21 protein-coding genes and 2 pseudogenes are annotated in these 18,854 nt (G+C 52.6%); 15 read left to right on the forward strand and 8 right to left on the reverse strand.

Features of this window, described 5'->3' with window-relative positions; genetic code table 11:
- Positions 1-59: 59 nt before the first annotated feature.
- The 4 genes from ACMGGQ_RS09540 to ACMGGQ_RS09555 all read left to right on the forward strand — a co-directional run bounded on the left by ACMGGQ_RS09540 (position 60) and on the right by ACMGGQ_RS09555 (position 4,319).
- Positions 60-1,025: a sensor domain-containing diguanylate cyclase gene (locus tag ACMGGQ_RS09540; protein WP_045910540.1), complete on the forward strand. Its 966-nt coding sequence runs from the start codon at positions 60-62 to the stop codon at positions 1,023-1,025.
- Between the two features lie 82 nt (positions 1,026-1,107).
- Positions 1,108-1,635, forward strand: coding sequence for a GNAT family N-acetyltransferase (locus ACMGGQ_RS09545; protein WP_048030473.1), 528 nt, complete (start codon positions 1,108-1,110; stop codon positions 1,633-1,635).
- 117 nt (positions 1,636-1,752) lie between these two features.
- On the forward strand, positions 1,753-3,204 hold the full coding sequence (locus ACMGGQ_RS09550; protein ID WP_420289925.1) for a tagaturonate reductase: 1,452 nt from the start codon (positions 1,753-1,755) through the stop codon (positions 3,202-3,204).
- Positions 3,205-3,404: 200 nt separating this feature from the next.
- Positions 3,405-4,319 carry a bestrophin family protein gene (locus ACMGGQ_RS09555; protein WP_048223212.1) on the forward strand — a complete coding sequence of 305 codons (915 nt, stop codon included), beginning with the start codon at positions 3,405-3,407 and terminating at the stop codon, positions 4,317-4,319.
- Here ACMGGQ_RS09555 and ACMGGQ_RS09560 read toward each other — a convergent pair.
- Positions 4,316-4,855, reverse strand: coding sequence for a GNAT family N-acetyltransferase (locus ACMGGQ_RS09560; protein WP_420289926.1), 540 nt, complete (start codon positions 4,853-4,855; stop codon positions 4,316-4,318). The genes ACMGGQ_RS09555 and ACMGGQ_RS09560 overlap by 4 nt on opposite strands.
- Before the next feature lie 132 nt (positions 4,856-4,987).
- Here ACMGGQ_RS09560 and ACMGGQ_RS09565 point away from each other — a divergent pair, with 132 nt between their 5' ends.
- The 7 genes from ACMGGQ_RS09565 (at position 4,988) to ACMGGQ_RS09595 (ending at position 11,059) form a co-directional block, all read left to right on the forward strand.
- A complete protein-coding gene (locus tag ACMGGQ_RS09565; RefSeq protein ID WP_248221397.1) occupies positions 4,988-5,563 on the forward strand; it encodes a hypothetical protein in 576 nt (191 codons plus the stop codon).
- Positions 5,564-5,574: 11 nt separating this feature from the next.
- Positions 5,575-6,045, forward strand: a complete 471-nt coding sequence (locus ACMGGQ_RS09570) for a GNAT family N-acetyltransferase (RefSeq protein ID WP_420289927.1) — start codon at positions 5,575-5,577, stop codon at positions 6,043-6,045.
- A 12-nt stretch (positions 6,046-6,057) separates the two neighbouring features.
- Positions 6,058-6,498 (forward strand): GNAT family N-acetyltransferase, encoded by a 441-nt coding sequence (locus ACMGGQ_RS09575; protein WP_248221401.1) that lies wholly within the window; start codon positions 6,058-6,060, stop codon positions 6,496-6,498.
- A 154-nt stretch (positions 6,499-6,652) separates the two neighbouring features.
- Positions 6,653-7,648 (forward strand): alpha/beta fold hydrolase, encoded by a 996-nt coding sequence (locus tag ACMGGQ_RS09580; protein WP_196352259.1) that lies wholly within the window; start codon positions 6,653-6,655, stop codon positions 7,646-7,648.
- Positions 7,649-7,692: 44 nt separating this feature from the next.
- Positions 7,693-8,433 (forward strand): response regulator, encoded by a 741-nt coding sequence (locus ACMGGQ_RS09585; protein ID WP_032647230.1) that lies wholly within the window; start codon positions 7,693-7,695, stop codon positions 8,431-8,433.
- Positions 8,430-9,731 carry an ATP-binding protein gene (locus ACMGGQ_RS09590; RefSeq protein ID WP_420289928.1) on the forward strand — a complete coding sequence of 434 codons (1,302 nt, stop codon included), beginning with the start codon at positions 8,430-8,432 and terminating at the stop codon, positions 9,729-9,731. Before ACMGGQ_RS09585 ends, ACMGGQ_RS09590 begins: the two co-directional genes overlap by 4 nt.
- A gap of 137 nt (positions 9,732-9,868) precedes the next feature.
- A complete protein-coding gene (locus ACMGGQ_RS09595) occupies positions 9,869-11,059 on the forward strand; it encodes a cytochrome c biogenesis protein/redoxin (RefSeq protein WP_420289929.1) in 1,191 nt (396 codons plus the stop codon).
- A gap of 5 nt (positions 11,060-11,064) precedes the next feature.
- Here ACMGGQ_RS09595 and tam read toward each other — a convergent pair whose 3' ends face one another.
- Positions 11,065-11,823 (reverse strand): trans-aconitate 2-methyltransferase, encoded by a 759-nt coding sequence (tam, locus tag ACMGGQ_RS09600; RefSeq protein ID WP_048224425.1) that lies wholly within the window; start codon positions 11,821-11,823, stop codon positions 11,065-11,067.
- Positions 11,824-12,262: 439 nt separating this feature from the next.
- Here tam and ACMGGQ_RS09605 point away from each other — a divergent pair, with 439 nt between their 5' ends.
- Positions 12,263-12,901, forward strand: a complete 639-nt coding sequence (locus tag ACMGGQ_RS09605; RefSeq protein ID WP_048223222.1) for an acyl-homoserine-lactone synthase — start codon at positions 12,263-12,265, stop codon at positions 12,899-12,901.
- Positions 12,902-12,915: 14 nt separating this feature from the next.
- On the opposite strand, the gene ACMGGQ_RS09610 is transcribed toward ACMGGQ_RS09605, so the two are convergent.
- Together ACMGGQ_RS09610 and ACMGGQ_RS09615 are read right to left on the reverse strand one after the other, a co-directional pair.
- Positions 12,916-13,608: a helix-turn-helix transcriptional regulator gene (locus tag ACMGGQ_RS09610; RefSeq protein WP_048030459.1), complete on the reverse strand. Its 693-nt coding sequence runs from the start codon at positions 13,606-13,608 to the stop codon at positions 12,916-12,918.
- A 306-nt stretch (positions 13,609-13,914) separates the two neighbouring features.
- Positions 13,915-14,499, reverse strand: a complete 585-nt coding sequence (locus ACMGGQ_RS09615; protein WP_420289930.1) for a GDP-mannose pyrophosphatase — start codon at positions 14,497-14,499, stop codon at positions 13,915-13,917.
- Between the two features lie 86 nt (positions 14,500-14,585).
- On the opposite strand from ACMGGQ_RS09615, the gene ACMGGQ_RS09620 reads away from it, so the two are divergent.
- Positions 14,586-15,359 carry a DeoR/GlpR family DNA-binding transcription regulator gene (locus ACMGGQ_RS09620; protein WP_048030458.1) on the forward strand — a complete coding sequence of 258 codons (774 nt, stop codon included), beginning with the start codon at positions 14,586-14,588 and terminating at the stop codon, positions 15,357-15,359.
- A gap of 38 nt (positions 15,360-15,397) precedes the next feature.
- Here the strand turns inward: ACMGGQ_RS09620 and ACMGGQ_RS09625 are convergent, their stop codons facing one another.
- The 3 genes from ACMGGQ_RS09625 to ACMGGQ_RS09635 form a co-directional block, all read right to left on the reverse strand.
- Positions 15,398-15,760 carry a DUF4406 domain-containing protein gene (locus ACMGGQ_RS09625; RefSeq protein WP_048223225.1) on the reverse strand — a complete coding sequence of 121 codons (363 nt, stop codon included), beginning with the start codon at positions 15,758-15,760 and terminating at the stop codon, positions 15,398-15,400.
- Between the two features lie 135 nt (positions 15,761-15,895).
- Complete coding sequence (locus tag ACMGGQ_RS09630) at positions 15,896-16,267, reverse strand: VOC family protein (protein ID WP_045910557.1); 372 nt, start codon at positions 16,265-16,267, stop codon at positions 15,896-15,898.
- 94 nt (positions 16,268-16,361) lie between these two features.
- Positions 16,362-16,805 carry a PACE efflux transporter gene (locus ACMGGQ_RS09635; RefSeq protein WP_048030454.1) on the reverse strand — a complete coding sequence of 148 codons (444 nt, stop codon included), beginning with the start codon at positions 16,803-16,805 and terminating at the stop codon, positions 16,362-16,364.
- Positions 16,806-17,230: 425 nt separating this feature from the next.
- Here ACMGGQ_RS09635 and ACMGGQ_RS09640 point away from each other — a divergent pair.
- Positions 17,231-17,467, forward strand: a pseudogene (locus ACMGGQ_RS09640) (aldo/keto reductase); the annotation flags it as partial.
- Here the strand turns inward: ACMGGQ_RS09640 and ACMGGQ_RS09645 are convergent.
- A pseudogene (locus ACMGGQ_RS09645) lies at positions 17,466-17,720 on the reverse strand (aldo/keto reductase); the annotation flags it as partial. The pseudogenes ACMGGQ_RS09640 and ACMGGQ_RS09645 sit on opposite strands and share 2 nt — an antisense overlap.
- A gap of 212 nt (positions 17,721-17,932) precedes the next feature.
- Between ACMGGQ_RS09645 and ACMGGQ_RS09650 the strand changes: the two are divergent.
- A complete protein-coding gene (locus ACMGGQ_RS09650; RefSeq protein ID WP_045910561.1) occupies positions 17,933-18,841 on the forward strand; it encodes a LysR family transcriptional regulator in 909 nt (302 codons plus the stop codon).
- The last annotated feature ends 13 nt before the right edge of the window (positions 18,842-18,854 follow it).

Here is an 18,854-nt window from a genome sequence, read left to right on the forward strand (position 1 = left end):
CACTGACAATGTCTCTGTTTAAGCTACGCTTTTAGTAACGCTTTACGTCAGGAGACATTATGAAAGCACCTGCAACCCCTGAAAATGAAACAGACAGACTGAACTCGCTGCGCGAATCCGGTTTGCTTGAGATAGACAGCTCCCCGGCGTTTGACCGGTTAACACGTCTGGCAAAGCGCTTCTTCCAGGTGCCGCTGGCGATGGTCAATCTGATTGATGAGCATTCACTTATTGTGAAGTCGGCCGACGGGCAGGCACCCAATTCCGTACCGCGTAACATTTCGTTTTGTGGCCATACGATCCTCACCGAAGCACCGCTGGTGGTGGGGGATATGCTGCAGGACGATCGTTTTGCGGATAATCCGCTGGTGGCCGGTGAACCTCGCGTGCGTTTTTACGCGGGCTTCCCGCTGCGCCTGCGTGACGGCGCGAGCGTGGGCTCGCTCTGCCTGATTGACTACGCGCCCAGGGAGTTTTCAGCGGCCGATCTCGCCGTGCTGGGGGATCTTGGCGCGCTGGCTGAAGATGAGTTTGCCGCTATCAGCGCGGCGACAACGGATGAATTAACGGGTTTATTCAACCGTCGGGGCTTTAATCAGCTGGTGCGGTTCACGCTTTCTGTTGCCCGGCGCCGGGCTGAGCCGCTCACGCTCGGCTGGCTGGATTTGGATCGCTTTAAGGAGATTAACGATCGCTACGGGCATGAAGAGGGCGATAAGGCGCTGAAAGTCATGGCGCAACTGATGCGTGCTTCTTTCCGTGAAGCGGATCTGCTGGTGCGGTTTGGCGGGGACGAGTTCGCCGTGCTGTTTGCGGATACGGATGAGCAGGGGGCCTGGATTGCCATGCAGTATCTCGCTGAGCAGGTGGAACACTATAACGCCCGCAAGCTGCATCCCTGGTCGCTTCAGTTCTCATGGGGGCTTAGCGAATTCGATCATAACGGCAACGACCTGCAGCAGTGGTTAAAAGATGCCGATGAAAAGATGTACGCCATGAAACAGCAGCGCCAGCGCGCCCGGTGACATAACAAAAGCCTATGTCCGATCCGCTTGCGTTAATAAGTTGTTAAATACAAAGTGAGTGTATTCAACGTAAGGAAAAACAATGAATACCTCACTGCAAATCAAAAATCTCACCCGGGAAGAGATCCTCACCCATCTTGATGCGCTGGCCGGGATCCTCGAAAACTGCGTAAACGGCGGGGCATCCGTCAGCTTTATGCTTCCTTATGGCCTGGATAAGGCCCGTATTTTCTGGCGCGGTATTGCCGAAAGCGTCGCGCGTGGCGAGCGACTGGTGCTTGCCTGCGTCGATGCGCAGGACGGCGTCATCGGAACGGTGCAGCTGATCACAGATCAGCCCGAAAACCAGCCGCATCGCGCCGATGTGGCGAAGCTGCTGGTTCACGAGAAAGCGCGCCGGAAAGGAGCCGCGATGGCATTGATGGAAGCGCTGGAAGCTGAAGCCAGAGCCAGAGAGATTTCGGTGCTGGTGCTCGATACCTCCACCGGCAGCGGGGCCGAGACCTTCTACCAGCGTGCTGGCTGGCAAAAGGTTGGTGAGATCCCGCGCTATGCCCTGATGCCGGACGGTGCCATGACATCCACGTCCGTGTTTTATAAGTTCTTATAATTTTTCTGCACAACTACGCGACGTATTGATCAAAACAGGGTTTCTGGTCGTTAAGTTTTGATAAGTTATCGTACCAATCTTATCAGGCTGTATGACTAATCATAAAAGGAACCTCTTGTGAACACGCTCAACCGTCGCGATTTTCCCGGTGCTCTGTATCCCGAACGCATCATTCAGTTTGGTGAAGGCAATTTCCTGCGCGCGTTTGTCGACTGGCAAATTGACCTGTTAAACGAACATGCCGATCTTAACGCCGGCGTGGTTATCGTCCGTCCGATTCAGAGCGACTTCCCGCCGTCACTGAATACGCAGGACGGTCTCTATACCACGCTCATTCGCGGTCTGAATGAGAAGGGTGAGGCGGTGAGCGCGAGCCGGCTTATCCGCTCCGTTAACCGGGAAATCGACGTCTACAATCAGTATGATGCGTTCCTGAAGCTGGCACACAATCCGGATATGCGCTTTGTTTTCTCGAATACCACCGAAGCGGGTATCAGCTACCACGAGGGTGACCGGTTCGACGATGCCCCTGCGGTGAGCTACCCGGCGAAGCTGACCCGTCTGCTGTTTGAGCGCTTTAGCCACTTCAACGGTGCGGCTGACAAGGGCTGGATCATCATTCCCTGCGAGTTGATTGACTACAACGGTGACGCACTGCGTGAACTCGTCTTGCGCTATGCGCAGGAGTGGGCGCTGCCCGCCGCCTTTATTCAGTGGCTCAATGACGCCAACAGCTTCTGCTCGACGCTGGTTGACCGTATCGTGACGGGGTATCCACGTGACGAAGCGGCTGCGCTTGAAGCTGAGCTGGGTTATCACGATGGGTTCCTGGACACGGCCGAACACTTCTATCTGTTTGTTATTCAGGGACCTGCATCCCTTGCCCGCGAACTTCGTCTGGATAAGTACCCGCTAAATGTACGGATTGTCGACGACATCAGGCCCTACAAAGAACGCAAGGTTGCCATTCTGAACGGGGCGCATACGGCGCTGGTGCCGGTCGCCTTCCAGGCCGGGCTGGATACGGTAGGCGAGGCGATGAATGATGCGGAGATCTGCGCGTTCGTCGAAAAAGCAATTTATCAGGAGATCATTCCGGTCCTCGATTTGCCGCGTAACGAGCTGGAATCTTTCGCCAGTGCGGTGACTGGGCGTTTTCGTAACCCTTACATCAGACACCAGCTGCTTTCCATTGCGCTTAACGGTATGACCAAATACCGTACCCGCATCCTGCCGCAGCTGCTGGCAGGGCAGAAGGCAACGGGGCAATTACCGGCACGTCTGACGTTTGCCTTAGCCGCGTTGATCGCGTTCTACCGCGCGGAGCGTGACGGGGAGAGCTATCCGGTGCAGGATGATGCGTGCTGGCTGGAAAGCTATCAGCAGCTCTGGGCGCAGCACCGCGATCGGCAGTTGAGCACCCGTGAGCTGGTACAGTCCGTGCTCAGCGCACGCGAACACTGGGAGCAGGACTTGACGCAGGTGAGTGGGCTTGTCGACCAGGTCACGCTGGACCTGGATGCCATTCTGCTGAAGGGCATGCGCGCTGCGGTTAAACCGCTTTGCTAATGCGTTCACCCGGCTTCGGCCGGGTTTGAATACGATCTATTTAGTTACAACATACTATTGCCTTTGTTTTTAAAAAGCACATGCAGCACTGTGCGGATTTCGCTAATCAGGGGAGAAAATGCAATGTCCCGTTAACAAGCTTGCAACGGTGACGGGGATCTCGTTTAATAGCCTCGCTCTTTTCTTTCCTGAAACTCACTATGATCGTTCGTCCTAAACAGCACTGGCTACAACTGATTTTTGTCTGGCACGGTTCGGTACTGCCTAAGATCTATACCCGATTGCTGCTCAATTTCCTGCTTTCTATTGCCGTTATCCTGATGTTGCCGTGGTATACCTCACTGGGCATCAAATTTACCGTGGCGCCATTCAGCATTCTCGGCGTGGCGATCGCTATCTTTTTGGGTTTCCGAAACAACGCCTGTTATTCACGCTACGTTGAGGCTCGCCTGCTCTGGGGGCAGTTGATGATAGCGGCACGCTCGCTGTTTCGCGAGGTAAAAAACACCTTGCCTGACGATAAGCACCTTGGCGAATTCGTGCGACTGCAGATTGCTTTTGCCAACTGCCTGCGGATGACCCTGCGCCGGGAGCTGAACGCAGAGCAACTCTCTCGCTATCTTTCTCCGGATGATTTACGTCAGGTGATGAACGCCAGCGCGCCCGCGAACCGTATTTTACTGATCATGGGGGAGTGGCTGGCCGTGCGGCGACGTAACGGGCAACTCTCAGACATCCTGTTTCACAGCTTGAATAACCGTCTGAACGATATGTCCATCGTCCTGTCCGGCTGCGAGCGCATTGCGACCACGCCAGTACCGTTTGCCTACACGCTGATTTTGCACCGTACGGTCTATCTGTTCTGCATCATGCTGCCGTTTGCGCTGGTTGTGGATCTGCACTACATGACGCCCTTTGTCTCGGCGCTGATTTCATACACCTTTATCTCGCTGGACACCCTGGCGGAAGAGCTGGAAGACCCATTTGGCACAGAAGATAACGACCTGCCGCTGGACGCCATCTGCAACATGATGGAACGCGATCTGCTGCAGATGAACGACGAAGAGAATATTCCGGAAAGGCTGGTGCCGGATAAGCACTATCAGCTGACCTAACGGGCGTTCCACTCGTCGCGGGTGATCTCCCACAGCTCGGAGTCCAGCATCCCGCTGACGTAGGCTTTCTTCTCCGTCCTGATAAGCCGCATGCCGCTACTGTCCGAAATACGACGGGAGCGGCTGTTAGCAGCGGCCTTCGGAGCCCGCAAAACGGATTTGTTTAGCGTGTTGAACCAGTAATCCGTCGCGGCAATGCTGGCTTCGCGCATATATCCCTGACCCTGGAACTCCGGCGCGAGCCAGAACCCGCGGTTGTTATCCTCGACGTCGTACAGGCAAATAATGCCCATCAATTCATCCGGCACCTCACGTCGCCGGATGCTCCAGAACCAGGCAATCCCTTTCGCCATATCCGGCAGCGCCACGTTGTTGACATAGTTTTCCGCGCCGTTATCCGGATAGGGCCAGGGCACGGAAGAGACCATATAGCGGACGATCTCCCAGCGCGGATACAACGTTTGTATCTGGACGGCATCTTCCGCTACCAGCGGTTTCAGCAGTAAACGTTCTGTCGTGAGCGTCGGTATCGTCATGCGCGGATCTCCCTATTTAGGCGTTATGCTTTTGTTTGCGTTCTGGTATTTTCATCTCTATCACATTCTGTTGAGACGTGCTGTGGTTATTCACTACCAAAGATGGGTTGCATCTCTAATGGCGAAATTTTAATGGAATTTTTGTCTCTTTTAGTTGGACGCGTATTCCAGAATCTCTTGCAGCATGGCAGAGAGATAGAGGAAGCTGTTACCCGTGGGGATACCCGACCCACTCCCGAGCTTGAACGGTATTTTTCGCGCCCCCTCAGCGAGCTTCCGCGTCAAAATCCTTATCCGGTAGCTATGCTGTTACCTCTGTTTTTAGTGGCGTTTGCGTTAAACCTTTTGCCTTTTCTCAGCACGTTGCAGGGTTTGTCTCCTTTACATCATGCATTGAGCTTTTTCTTACCATCATTGACGATGACAGGCGCGCTCATTGTGACAAGCGTACTACTGGCTCGTGGTAAGACGTCGGGATTGTCGGGCTTTATGGCGTTGTTCATCATCCTGCTGATAACGACCCTCGTTAAGGTTCTACATATCCTGCTTTCTCATGATGGAAGCCTCTGGCCACTCGTCATTGCATCTTTCGCGCTGTTACTTTGTCGGATGGTTATGAACAGCAGCGGCTTTGTGCTGTTTACACTCTATTGTCGTACTCAGCGTCTTGCCAGATCGGCACGGGAAATGCGGCTAAAAAGCCGTTAAAGGGGGAGCTTATGACATTACGAAAAGCCAGGCCACAGGAAGCCGAAACACTCTGGAATATTCGCAACCAGGCGATTCGTCACGGCTGTAAAACCAGTTACGACGCAGAGGTCATTGCGCGCTGGACGCCTGATCTGATGCCCGAACGCTATCGGCAGATGGTCATTGAATACCCTTTTTACGTGATTGAAGATGAAAAGGGCGATATTGCGGCAAGCGGCTATCTCGATCTGGATACCCATTGCCTGGAGGCGATTTTCACCTTGCCCGCAGCCTTCGGTAAAGGCATGGCGACCCGGATTATTGAGGCACTCAAACACGAGGCCCGCAGCCGGGGGATAACCCGCCTGACGCTCGATGCGACGCCTAACGCCCAGTCGTTTTATCAGAAGCTGGGGTTTGTTACGCTGAGAGAACATAATCATCATTCGCGTATGGCGGGGGCTGATTTACGCTGTTTTGAAATGGTAATTGACCTGTAATGTGAGGAAAACATGGCAGTTACGGTAAGACCTTTACGCGCAGAGGATTATTCCCAATGGCGACCGCTGTGGGATGGTTACACCCATTTTTATGATTGCTTCCTCGAGGAATCCGTCACCGCAGCGACGTGGGAAAGGGCGCTCTCAGCGCATTCATCGATGTTCTGCCGGGTCGTGGAGAAGGACGAAAAGGTCATCGGTTTCGCAATGTGCATTTTGCATGAAGGCACCTGGTCAACCGCGCCCATCTGCTACCTGGAAGATCTGTTTGTTGATGCTGCCGAACGCGGGGCGGGAGCCGGTAAGGCGCTCATTGACGCTCTGATTGACGAAGGCAAGCGCGAAGGGTGGTCGAAACTGTACTGGGTCACCCGGGAAAACAACCCGGCGCGTAAACTCTATGACAAATATGGTGAAGCTGACGATTACGTCCGCTATCGTCTCTCCCTCTAAAACTTCAGCAACTTCAGCGCCTGTGTTTGTATCACACTGTATCAGCGTCCCGGATACATACACAGGCTTGCAATAAACCCGCTTTCGCACATATCCGCTATACATTGAGGTGTTGTGATATCCCCGTGAATTGTACTCAACCGGAGATACCAACATGTTCAGCAAACTTGCTTACTCAACCCTCGCACTGACCGTTTCGCTTGGCACCGTGATGTCCTGTCAGGCCGAAGTCACTGGCACAAACGTCGCCGCAGCCTTTGATCATCCTCAGCAAATTAACGCCGGCGATCTGAATGTCGGTTATGTCGACATTGGCCCGAAAGACGGTCAGCCGGTTATTTTACTGCATGGCTGGCCCTACGATATTCACAGCTATGCCGAGGTTGCACCCGCACTGGCGGCAAAAGGGTACCGGGTCATTGTGCCGTCTCTGCGCGGCTACGGTACCACGCGTTTCCTGTCAGCAAACACACCGCGCAACGGCCAGCCCTCGGCGATGGCGAAAGATATCGTTAATCTGATGGATGCGCTGAATATCAGGCAGGCGGTATTTGCAGGATATGACTGGGGCGCCCGGACGGCGGATATCGTCGCGGCGCTGTGGCCTGAGCGCGTAAAATCACTGGTGTCGGTGAGCGGGTATCTCATCAGCAGCCAGCAGATTGGCAAACAGCCGCTGCCGCCAAAAGCAGAGCAGCAGTGGTGGTATCAGTTCTATTTCGCCACCGTGCGCGGTGCTGAAGGCTATGCCAAAAACACGCATGACTTTGCGCGCTTAATCTGGTCGCAGGCCTCGCCTGACTGGAAATTTAGCGATGCGGTCTTTAACGCCAGTGCCAAATCCCTCGATAATCCGGACCACGTCGCGGTGACGCTCAGTAATTATCGCTGGCGTTTAGGGCTGGAAAAAGGCGAGCGTAAATACGACCGCTACGAGCAAAAACTGGCCACGCTGCCGAATATCACCGTCCCAACGATCACCATCGAAGGCGGCAACAACGGCGCGCCGCATCCGGCACCGCAGGCCTATGCAGCTAAATTTACCGGCAAATATGAGCACCGCACCTTCGGCGCAACCGTGGGGCATAACCCGCCTCAGGAAGATCCACAGGATTTCGTCAAGGCAGTTATCGACGCGGATAAGCTGTGAAATGTGCTATTTTCAGTACGTTACCCTTCGGTCTGGAGAGTTCGGTGGAACATATTGACCACATCCTTGTCGTCGATGACGACAGGGATATTCGTGAACTGATTGTCGATTATCTCGGTAAGTCTGGCTATCGCGCGACGGGCGCGGCCAACGGCAAAGAGATGCGTAGCGTACTGGATAAACAGCATATCGACCTGGTGGTGCTGGACGTCATGATGCCCGGCGATGACGGTCTCACGCTATGCCGGCAGTTACGCAGCGGCAAACATAAAGATCTGCCCATCCTGATGCTGACGGCGCGCAATGAGGAGACGGACAGGATCCTGGGACTGGAGATGGGGGCGGATGACTACGTGGTGAAGCCGTTTGTCGCCCGTGAGCTTCTGGCACGCATCAAAGCGATTTTACGGCGTTTTCGCACGATGCCGCCCAATTTACAGGTGACAGAAGCAGGGCGGCTGGTGATGTTCGGTGAATGGCAGCTCGATACCGTTGCTCGCCACTTAATCGACCCGGAAGGGGTGATTGTGGCACTCAGTGGGGCGGAGTATCGTCTGCTGCGCGTTTTCCTGGACCATCCGCAACGCGTGCTGACCCGTGACCAATTGCTCAATTTGACGCAGGGACGTGACGCCGAACTGTTTGAACGTTCTGTCGATCTGCTGGTAAGCCGGGTGCGCCAGCGTCTCAATGAAGATGCCCGCACGCCCGCCTATATCAAAACCGTGCGCAGCGAAGGCTACGTCTTTACGATGCCGGTGACCATCAAAGAGGTTAACGAATGACGCTCTGGCCACGCTCTCTGCTGGCCCGTTTGCTGATCGTCGTACTGTCCGGTTTGCTGCTGGCTAACGCCCTGAGCCTGACGCTGGTCATGACTGAACGCATGCACAGCGCGCGCACGGTGATGCTCGGTAATCTGGAAAACGATGTCGCAACCAGCGTCGCCATTTTAGACCGCTTACCGGCCAGCGAACGCGCCACCTGGTTGCCTCGGCTTGAACGAGGTAACTATCGTTATATTCTGGGCACAGGAGAACCCGGCTCAGCGCCGACGGATAAGCGTTCGCAAGATGCCATCCGAACCTTAAAAGCGACGCTTGCCGCGCATTACCCGCTTAGCTTTACCGCGGTTCCCGGCGCCATTTCGCATATTCAGGCCCATCTTACATTACGCGATGGCGCGCCGCTGACCATTGACCTGATCCCGCGCATGCCGCCCGTCGCCAGCTGGCTCCCAATCGTTCTCGTCCTGCAGCTGCTGGTTCTGGCCGTCTGCGCCTGGATCGCCGTGCGGCAGGTGGTACGGCCTTTTTCACACTTTACCCGCGCGGTGGACGCGCTAGATCCGGCGGCCAGCACGCCAATGACGGAAAAGGGGCCGCTTGAGGTGCAGCGGGCAGCGCATGCCTTCAACGCCATGCAGGCACGCATTCAGTCTTATCTCCGGGAACGCGCACAGATCCTGGCCTCGATTTCCCACGATCTCCAGACGCCCATTACTCGCATGAAGCTGCGTGTCGAAATGGCCGGGGAACCGGAACTACGCGACAAGCTCCTCAATGATCTTGATAGTATGTCTCGTCTGGTGCGTGAGGGTATCGCGTATGCCCGGTCATCAGAATCACTGGAAGAAACGTCGCTGAAGCTGGAGCTGAACGCCTGGGTCAACAGCATCGCCAGCGATTATCAGGACATTGGTAAAAACGTGCAGTTTCAGGCAAGCGAAACCCGCTTGCCCATCGTCACGCGTCCACAGGCGCTTCGTAGAGTGATGACTAACCTGCTGGATAATGCGCTGAAGTTCGGCGGCGGTGCCGTCATTGCCATTGATATTTCGTCTGCCGAAGAGGTGGTGATTCACATTGTGGACGACGGGCCGGGAATACCCGAAGCCGAACTGGAGGCGGTTCTGCAGCCGTTTTATCGGGTTGAAACCTCGCGTAATCGCGATACCGGCGGGACAGGACTCGGCCTGGCGATTGCCGCGCAACTGACCGCACAGCTGGAAGGAAAACTCAGGCTGGCGAACCGCGCCGGAGGCGGACTGGATGTCGCCATTACGCTACCGCGTCGTTCGTAAAATTGTACGGCTTTGTATCTCCCGGCCTGGGTGATACAGAGCCAGACAAAAACCGCGCGTTTACACATATCCTGAACACATCAGGACGATGAAATAGCCTCACTGCAGTGTCGCAGGACGTGTAATGTGAGGTCATTATGTTTCTGTTAATCGCTTTTCTGGGTGGGATGATAAGCCTGCTCAGCCCATGTACGCTCCCGGTTATTCCACTCCTGTTTGCCGGTTTTCAGGGGCAACGACGACATATTTTGGCCCTGCTCGCAGGGATGGTCGTGATGTTCACCCTGGTGGCGATGGTCGTCACCGTCGCCAGCGAGTGGATAACAGAGGCGACCATTGTTGGGCGCTGGATCGCGCTCGTCATTCTGGCCACCGCCGCGCTGGCCTTAATTTTCCCGTCTTTCGCCCAGCGTATTGCCGGTCCGGCCGTCAGCGCGGGAAATGTCCTCAACACCCGAAGCGGGCAAACGCGCGGAATGGCATCGGCTTTTCTGGCCGGGCTTGCGGTAGGACTGCTCTGGTCTCCCTGCGCGGGCCCCATCCTGGGAGCGATCTTCAGCATTAACATTGCGGGGCATTCCGCCATTACCACCGGCGCACTGCTGGCTGCCTATGGCAGCGGATGCGCGCTGATGCTGGGATTACTCGTCATTGGAGGCCGCACGCTAATGACCCCGCTGAAAGCAAAATCGGCACTCATGGCGAAGCTGCGTCAGGGGGCGGGGGTGGCGATGTTAGCGGCAGTCGTCCTGAATGCGACGGGGATGACCTCGTTGCTGAAAGGCGCTAACGGCGTCGCAGACCGTCTTGAGACCGCGCTCTTAAACCTGGCAAAACCCACAACCGCGACGGTGAAGCTCCAGCCGGTGGCAATCGCTGAGCCCAGCAGCCAGCTGCCTCCGCTAAGTGGTGGAACGGGATGGATTAACGGTGACCCTGTCACGTCTGAATCCTTGCGAGGGAAGGTTGTTCTGATTGATTTCTGGACCTGGGACTGCATTAATTGTCAGCATACGCTCCCATATGTGCGGGAGTGGGCTACAAAGTATCAATCGCAGGGTCTGGTGGTGATTGGGGTTCACACCCCGGAATACCCCTGGGAAAAACCGCTTTCGTCGGTTAAAAATTCGGTGAAAAAGTGGCAACTGCCGTATCGGGTCGTGACGGATAACAACTATCAAATCTGGAATGCGTTCGGCAACCAGTACTGGCCAGCGCATTACTACTTTGATGCCAAAGGGCAGTTGCGCTATACCGCCTTTGGCGAGGGGGATTATGCGCGGCAGGAAAAGGTTATCCAGCATTTGCTCAAAGAAGCCCGCCTGTAATCGGATCAGGGCTGGCGTTGAGCCACGATAAACAACCGAGGAAAAGCCAGCAGTATCTGCCCGTTTTCCTGGAGCGGATACTGCTCTTCCAGCAGTTCATGGTAGCGTTTCAGGAAACGTTTCTGTTCGCTCTCATTCAGTTCCTGGAGCCAGGGCCGCAGGCCGGTGGCGCTTACCCAGTCAATAATGGCCTGATGAGAGCTCATTTTGTGATAATAGGTTGTCCGCCAGATATCCACGTCACAGCCAGCCTCCGACAGAATATCGTAATAAGCATGTACGCCCGGCAGAGGTTCGCGGCCCCGGTCTGGGTAGTCTTGCTCCAGCGCCACTTCACGCATCGCCACATGAGTGGGTTCCAGCCAGTTGTCGGGCATCTGGATCGCCAGCACGCCATTTAACTTAAGCAGGGAGACAAGATGCGGCAGGAGATCGTAATGGTCCGGAACCCATTGCAGTGACGCGTTGGCATAAATCAGGCTCAGCGGCTGACCAGGCTTATACTGCCGGATATCGGCCTCAACAAAGTGGCAGTCAGGTAAGGCGGCGCGTGCTTCCTCGAGCATAGCAGGGGAGTTATCGACCCCGGTGATGTGCGCAGAAGGCCAGCGATGCTTCAACAGCGCCGTGCTGTTGCCCGGACCGCAGCCCAGATCGGCGATAGTCGCAGCCTCATCCAGAGGAATTCTGGCGAGCAATTCGGCGGCTGGACGCGTTCTTTCTGCGCCAAATTGCAGGTAAAGAGAAGGATTCCAGTCGGCCATCATCAATTCTCCGTCTTACATGATTCAGCAAGAATAGCACAGGCAGATGTCTGTAAAGCGGTACCGACGAGGGTTTTGGGCAGATGAAATCAGCAGAGTCAGTAAAACGAAGGGAAGGTAGAAAAAATAAGCAAACAGAAATATTACCCCTTAAAAGATTAAGGGGCAATGTTTTTATTGTAATTATTTTGTGATTATTGTTTTTTAATATTTTATCGGCAAAGTGCTTCTTATGCTCTGTACCCGAAACTTTAAATATTAGATAATCATCGATGGGTATATCCCTGGTGTTTCGTAGGTCTTTGACCTCCTGACCGCTTAGTTTTGCGAGAACTTCGTGGTCAGGTACTTTTTAAGTATAGGGAATATGCGGCACAATGAAAGCTGTCCTTAAAGACAGGTGATAATAGTTTCAGGTGTTATTATCAGGAACAAGAGCATGAATTCTGTCATTGAATTTTTTTTACACGACTACGATGATTTACCACCAGCATTAGCACACGAACTCTACCGACTCAGAAGAAAAACTTTTCGGGACCGACTCGACTGGAAAGTGGAATGCATCGAAGGTATGGAAAAGGATCAGTTTGATTCCCATAACACGACATACTTGCTGGGAATGTATGATGGACAGCTGTTATGCGGCGCGCGATTTATTAACGCAACGCAGCCGACAATGATAAGCGAGATCTTTCACAACTATTTCGATAATCCCATTGTTTTTCCTGCAGATGTTCCCTGTTGTGAAGTGAGTCGCTTATTTTTAGATAAAGAAACACGAGACTCTGCAAGTCTGCAGGGCGTGCCCGCCAGTAAAGCATTGTTTCTTGCAATGAATATTTATTGCCTAAAGAAAAAATATCACGGGATGTACGCAGTAGCCAGTCGTGGTATGTATGCCATATTTCGCCATGCGAACTGGAAAGTTGAAGTAATTCAGCGCGGCGTCTCTGAAAAAGGGGAGGTTATTTATTATATTTATATGCCTGCCAGCCCCAGCATTATTGAAGACATTATTAGCAAAGATAAATCCAGTCACTGGCTTCGCGAAATGCTCGAGCATTTACGCCATTTATAACCAGTGGCTGAGGCTCAGTCCTCCAGTAACCGGAGTTCCGTTCCAAGTTTTATTGCGTGTCTGGCATTATTTACACCGAGTTTTTTCATTATATTGCCCATGTGAAATTTAACGGTGCGCTCAGCAATAGACAAAATAACCGCAATTTCTGCGTACGTTTTCCCGGCGCTGACCCATTTAAGGATTTGGCGCTCGCGTGGTGATAAGAAAACATTCTTTTTCTGCTGATGCTGACTATAAAGATTGAGTGTCTTCTGATGTAACTGAACAAGGAAGCGTAGAAATTGCGGTCGATATTTCTCTATGTCAATGCCAGAATGCTTAGGACTGATGACGGATAAGACCACAAGATTATTCAGATAGTCATGCAGAGGAAACGTCTGTCCCTGGTAAATATCATACTGGACACTTTCGTCGAAAATGCGTGTCAGGTTGTAACCATCCGACAGGACGACATCACTTTCCCAGAAAAAATCGTCAACACAGCGCAAAGCCCGAATAATGACAGGGTCAATGAACTGATATTTTCTTTCAAGATAGATATTAAACCACTCGGGACTATTATTGAGTATCCTCATCTGCGAAGGATCTTTCTTGTTCATAATAGCGTAGGCGAAGACGATCCCTTTGAAATCCTCAAAAAACGCGTCCAGCTCACTCTGAATTTGCGTGTTGATCGTTATGTCGTTGTAATATGTATCCTTCACGTGAGTTGCTGCCTCCTGTTCGAGTGGAGGACCAAGTATAATATGCTTCGTTATCTGTAGCGAGTCGCATTTTAATCCAGACAACCGATAAGACAGGCTACCTCAGCAGGCAGCCTCGTGAACGTTTGGCATTTTTGAATGATAAATGCAGGTGACTGAGGGAATAGTTGATGATTTTATCGAATTTCGAAATCGTTCACTAAATATAGTAGGCTGCAAAATTTAGGAGGTTTTCCGCTTTTCATCCGGGTAGCGCACAAGCGTACCGATTTCATGCGCCTTCAAATCAGGATGTAAACCAGTAGGTTACAGAATACCTTTCAGGGCAACATGATAAAGCAGCATGATGGTCTTACCGTCGACAATCTTGCCCGTTTCAATGCTGCGTAAAGCCTCTTCAAGCGTCATTTCCAGCACATCGATATCTTCCCCCTCAGCCTTGATCCCACCGCCTGCGCCGGTTCTGTCATCTGGCTGGTACTCTGCAAGATAAAAATAGAGTTTTTCCGTGACGGAGCCTGGGCTCATATAGGCTTCACAGATTTTCTGCACGCGCGAAACGTGAAAGCCGGTCTCTTCTTCCGCTTCTGCTTTTATGCGGCTTTCGGGATCCATGTTGTCCAGCAATCCCGCGGCAGCTTCAATTAAATCGTCCTGGTGACCGTTGATAAAGACAGGGAAGCGGAACTGACGCGTCAGGATCACCGTCTTTTTCTCACGGTTATAGAGAAGAATCGTCGCGCCGTTGCCACGGTCATAGACTTCCCGATGCTGCCGTTGCCATTCGCCATCACGCCGCTGGAGGTCAAAGGTATATTTTTTAAGGGTGTACCAGTTGTCAGAAAGGGTTTCACTGTCGATGATGCGCACATCTGCACGTTTTGATTGCACGATTGTTCCTCCTTACGTAGAGTAATGATCATAAACAGCAATATCATGCATGTTCAAGATAAAACATGCAACATCAGGAATTCATGATGCTCACCAGTCAGCGAAAACAATTGATCCTTGAAAAGCTGGGTGCCGAAGGCCAGGTCCAGTCAAAAGCGCTCAGCATTCTCTTTGACGTCTCTGAAGATACCATCCGGCGCGATCTGCGCGAGCTGGCAGCAGAAGGGCGTTTGCAGCGTGTTCATGGCGGCGCGCTGCCGTCATCTTCCGCTATAGCTCCGTTTGCAGAACGGCAATCCGTGAAGATGGATGCGAAAAAACGGGTGGCCCGGAAAGGAGCACAGCTGATTTCATCAGGCCAGGTGGTGATTGTCGACGGTGGCACGACTACCTCGGAGCTGATTACATTTTTCCCTCCTGACTTGCGCATCACCGTGGTGACGCACAGCCCAAGTATTGCTCTGGGGCTCGTTGATCATCCCTCCATTGAGGTGATTTTAATCGGTGGACGCTTGTATAAACACTCGATTGTTGCGGTCGGTGCTGCGGCCATCGAAGGCATAGAGAATATACATGCAGACCTGTTCTTTATGGGAGTGACCGGTATTCATCCCGATGCGGGGCTGACAACCGGTGATTTCGAAGAGGCATGCATCAAACGTGCATTTTCCGGCAGAGCCGCGGAAACGGTCGTTCTGGCGTCTCCGGAAAAGATCAACACCGCGTCGTCGTTTGTGATTGGCGATGTATCTTCAGTGAATACCATCGTCGTTGAAGACGGTACGGATAAGGCGTGGATCCGCGCGGTATCGGAAAAGGGGGTATCCGTCGTGCTGACCTCAGATCGTGACCGCCTCTGACAGCCAGCCTTTAACGTCAGGCTGGCTGGCGTCCAGGCTTACGCTTCTGGAATGTTCTCAAGCGCGGTATACACGCTGAGACCATATTTTCTGGCTACCTCAATGTCCATATCGGCACCTTTAGACGCACCGGCAATACGATAAATCGCATCGCATTTTGCGATGAGCCGGTGAGCAACGGGGTACAGCATCGCTTCGCTGATTTCATCACCTACCGTTTTTGAGCCTGCGGCTTTTGCCAGCGGCAAAGCAAGCCATTCACCAATGACCGGGATGTGGCCACGCTGGTAAACGGCTAATGCTGCGTTTTCGAGACGCGCCAGATTCTCGTCAATTCGCGCCTGAACACCATCGGTTCCGCTGCGATAGGGACCGGCAATTAAAATCAACTGTTGTGTCATTAATACCTCTGTCAGCGTTATTGCATGAAACTGCACATTTACAGAGGATACCTTACGCCATTACCGGCCTGAAATACAACACTTCGTGCAATATCGTGCACAAAGTCGCATGAGCATTTTGACAAAGGCGTTGTGCTACCGGTTCTCCGGTGCATGGCACACGGCCTCGATGTTATGACCATCAGGTGAGATGACAAAAGCGGCATAATAATTTTCACCGTACGGTCGTAATCCCGGCCCGCCGTTATCACGTCCGCCAACGCGCAGCGCGGCGTGGTAAAAATCATCAACCTGCTGACGCGTAGTAGCCACAAACGCCAGATGCAGAGGCGCAGGTTTATCATTTGTCTGGAAAAGGCAAAGTGAAACGTCGCCAGCGCTCATTTCAACACCGTAATCTGGCGCGCCTTCATCAATGAGTTCCACACCAAGCGGGCGAAGCGCCTCAAGGAAGAAGGTTTTACTTTTTTCATAATCACTGACGCCGAATTTAACATGGTCAAACATTATCGACTCCTCAAAAGAGATAGGGAAATGAAGAGTATAGAAGGTGAGAGGAGTCGAATATGATCAAGGGCGTGCCTATGTGACAGATGTCTCGCTACAGAGCAGACCGTTTCCGCCCAACAAATGTCCAGCGCAGGTAGTCGTAGAGCCAGTTAAACAGCATCGTGTACGGCAGGAAAAACAGTACAAGACCGATCTCTACAAAAAAAGCCTCCGTCACCGTTAAATTCAGCATCACCATTGCCACAGGAATTAACGTGATGATAAGGCCAACTTCAAAACAGGCCGCATGGAGCGCGCGGACCAGAAATGTTCTTTCAAATCGGTATTTTTTCTGAAGAGAGTCAAAGAGTTTGTTAAACACAAAATTCCAGGCCGTTGCGGTTAACGCGGATATCACGGACAGCGAGCCTGACTGGAGCACCGACACGTTCATCAGCCAGGCAAGCGACAGCGCGATAATAACGTTGGCCGTCACTTCAAAAATGACCGCGTGGAAAATCCTTTCTCTGACACTTTTATCTAATTCAATTTCCATAAGTTTACGGCAGCAGTGGTCAAAGGCTGAAGTATATCAAACGTCTTTCAACCATGTGTAAACGTAGAGGTTGGGTTGTGTGGGTATCATGACAGCATGAACGCGTGAAAAGGCGACTGCACGAGCTCTGAATGGGCCAGGACAATCACGACCGAATAAATCCAGATTTTGAGGAACCATACTTTGGTGCGCATAATGTATATTATGTTAAATTGCATTTATAGGTCTATTCTCCATGGTGCTCTCATGCAGCTCCAGAAATTAGTACGTTGGTGTCCTCCCTTCTCGATAAAATCCACCGTCGATAACAAACCATTTGTGAGAAAAACTCACAGCACCATTCGATAGCACATGCTGGTCCCCTTCATACCAGTGCAATAACCTGTCGCATACAGAATTGCTGGTAATAAAAGAAGGAACACCGAATGAAGTATGTGAATCTGGGTCGTAGCGGTTTGAAAGTCTCCCGTCTTTGTCTCGGTTGTATGAGCTATGGTGACCCCGAACGTTTGCCTCAACCCTGGTCCCTGGATGAAAAAGCGTCACGTCCGCTCATTCGTCAGGCGCTTGAAGCTGGCATTAATTTTTTTGATACCGCAAATATCTACTCGGGCGGAAGTTCTGAAGAGATCACAGGAAAAGCGCTGAGAGAAATGGCCAGATACGGTCACGGCGTCCACCCTGCTGGATCCAGCGACCAATAATCTCTTCGGACAGCCCCGAGCCTTGCTGGATATCGGGTGATTGTTCGGTGCCATACACGTCTGCTGTATCAATGAAATTTATACCTGCCTCAAGCGCTTCATCCAGAATGCGGGCGCTGGTTTTCTCGTCGGTGACGTCACCAAAATTCATGGTTCCGAGACAAAGGCGGCTGACTTTCAGGCCGGTGCGGCCAAGATGCGTATAGTTCATACACGGCTCCGTTAGGTGAATATTCCGCCCTGACCGACGGCCAGAGCGCATAATTTTCAAGAATAACGAAGCACAACGTGTTCAGTGAGAGGCGATGAGTGGATGGACTTGTGAAATAAATTCAGCAACGGATTAGCGCTAATCGGTCTATGGTGTATATCATTTCCGTATCAATACATTCGGGCCTTAACGCACAAGGAAAACGATTCTGTATGCAAATAAGCAGAGCGGATGTCGCCGATCTCATTTATTTCATGGCTATTGCACGTCATCGCAGTTTCAGCCGTGCGGCGATTGAATTAGGTGTGAGTGCATCAGCGCTTAGTCATGCCCTGAAGGGGCTGGAAACCCGGCTCGGTGTTCGCCTCCTTAATCGCACGACGAAGAGCGTTACACCTACGGCTGCAGGTGAAGAACTGGTTCAGTCTGTCCTTCAGCCTTTCGACAAGATAGAAGGCGCGCTTGAATCGCTTAACCGGTATCGTAATACCCCTACCGGACGTATCCGCATCAATGCTGCCGTTGAAGCGGCCAATCTTTTGCTTGCGCCAGTTATGCCCGCGTTTATGGATCGCTATCCCGATATTGAAATCGATATTGTGGCCAGCAACCGTATGGTTGACGTCACTGATGCGGGCTTCGATGCCGGTATCCGCTATGGTGGCACCGTCCCGGAAGACATGGTTGCCCGGCGTTTATCTGCCGATATTCGCTGGGTTATCGCAGCATCCCCCGACTACCTTGAACGCTACGGAACGCCTGAACATCCTGATGATTTATTACACCATCGCTGTATAAGCAATCGTCTCGGCGACGATCGGATTTATCGCTGGGAACTTGAGCGAGACGGCGAAACGTACCAAATCAGTGTGCCTGGCTCTGTGACGGTCAATCAGGCTGAAACGGGCCTTGTGGCCGTATTAGGCGGAGCCGGCCTGATGTATTTTCCGGAGCCTCTTGTTGCATCCTATGTGAAGGATGGACGGCTCCGCCTGGTGCTTACGGAGTGGTCCCCGCTGGAGGAAGGTTTTCATATCTATTATTCAAGCCGCCGGCAACTACCGACCGGGCTTCGCCTTCTGATTGAGTTCATACAGGAGGCCCGACCGCTAGGGTTGTGAAATAGCGCCTCCA

This window comes from Enterobacter sp. BNK-13 (genome assembly GCF_048685015.1).
GTDB classification, from domain to species: domain Bacteria; phylum Pseudomonadota; class Gammaproteobacteria; order Enterobacterales; family Enterobacteriaceae; genus Enterobacter; species Enterobacter quasiroggenkampii.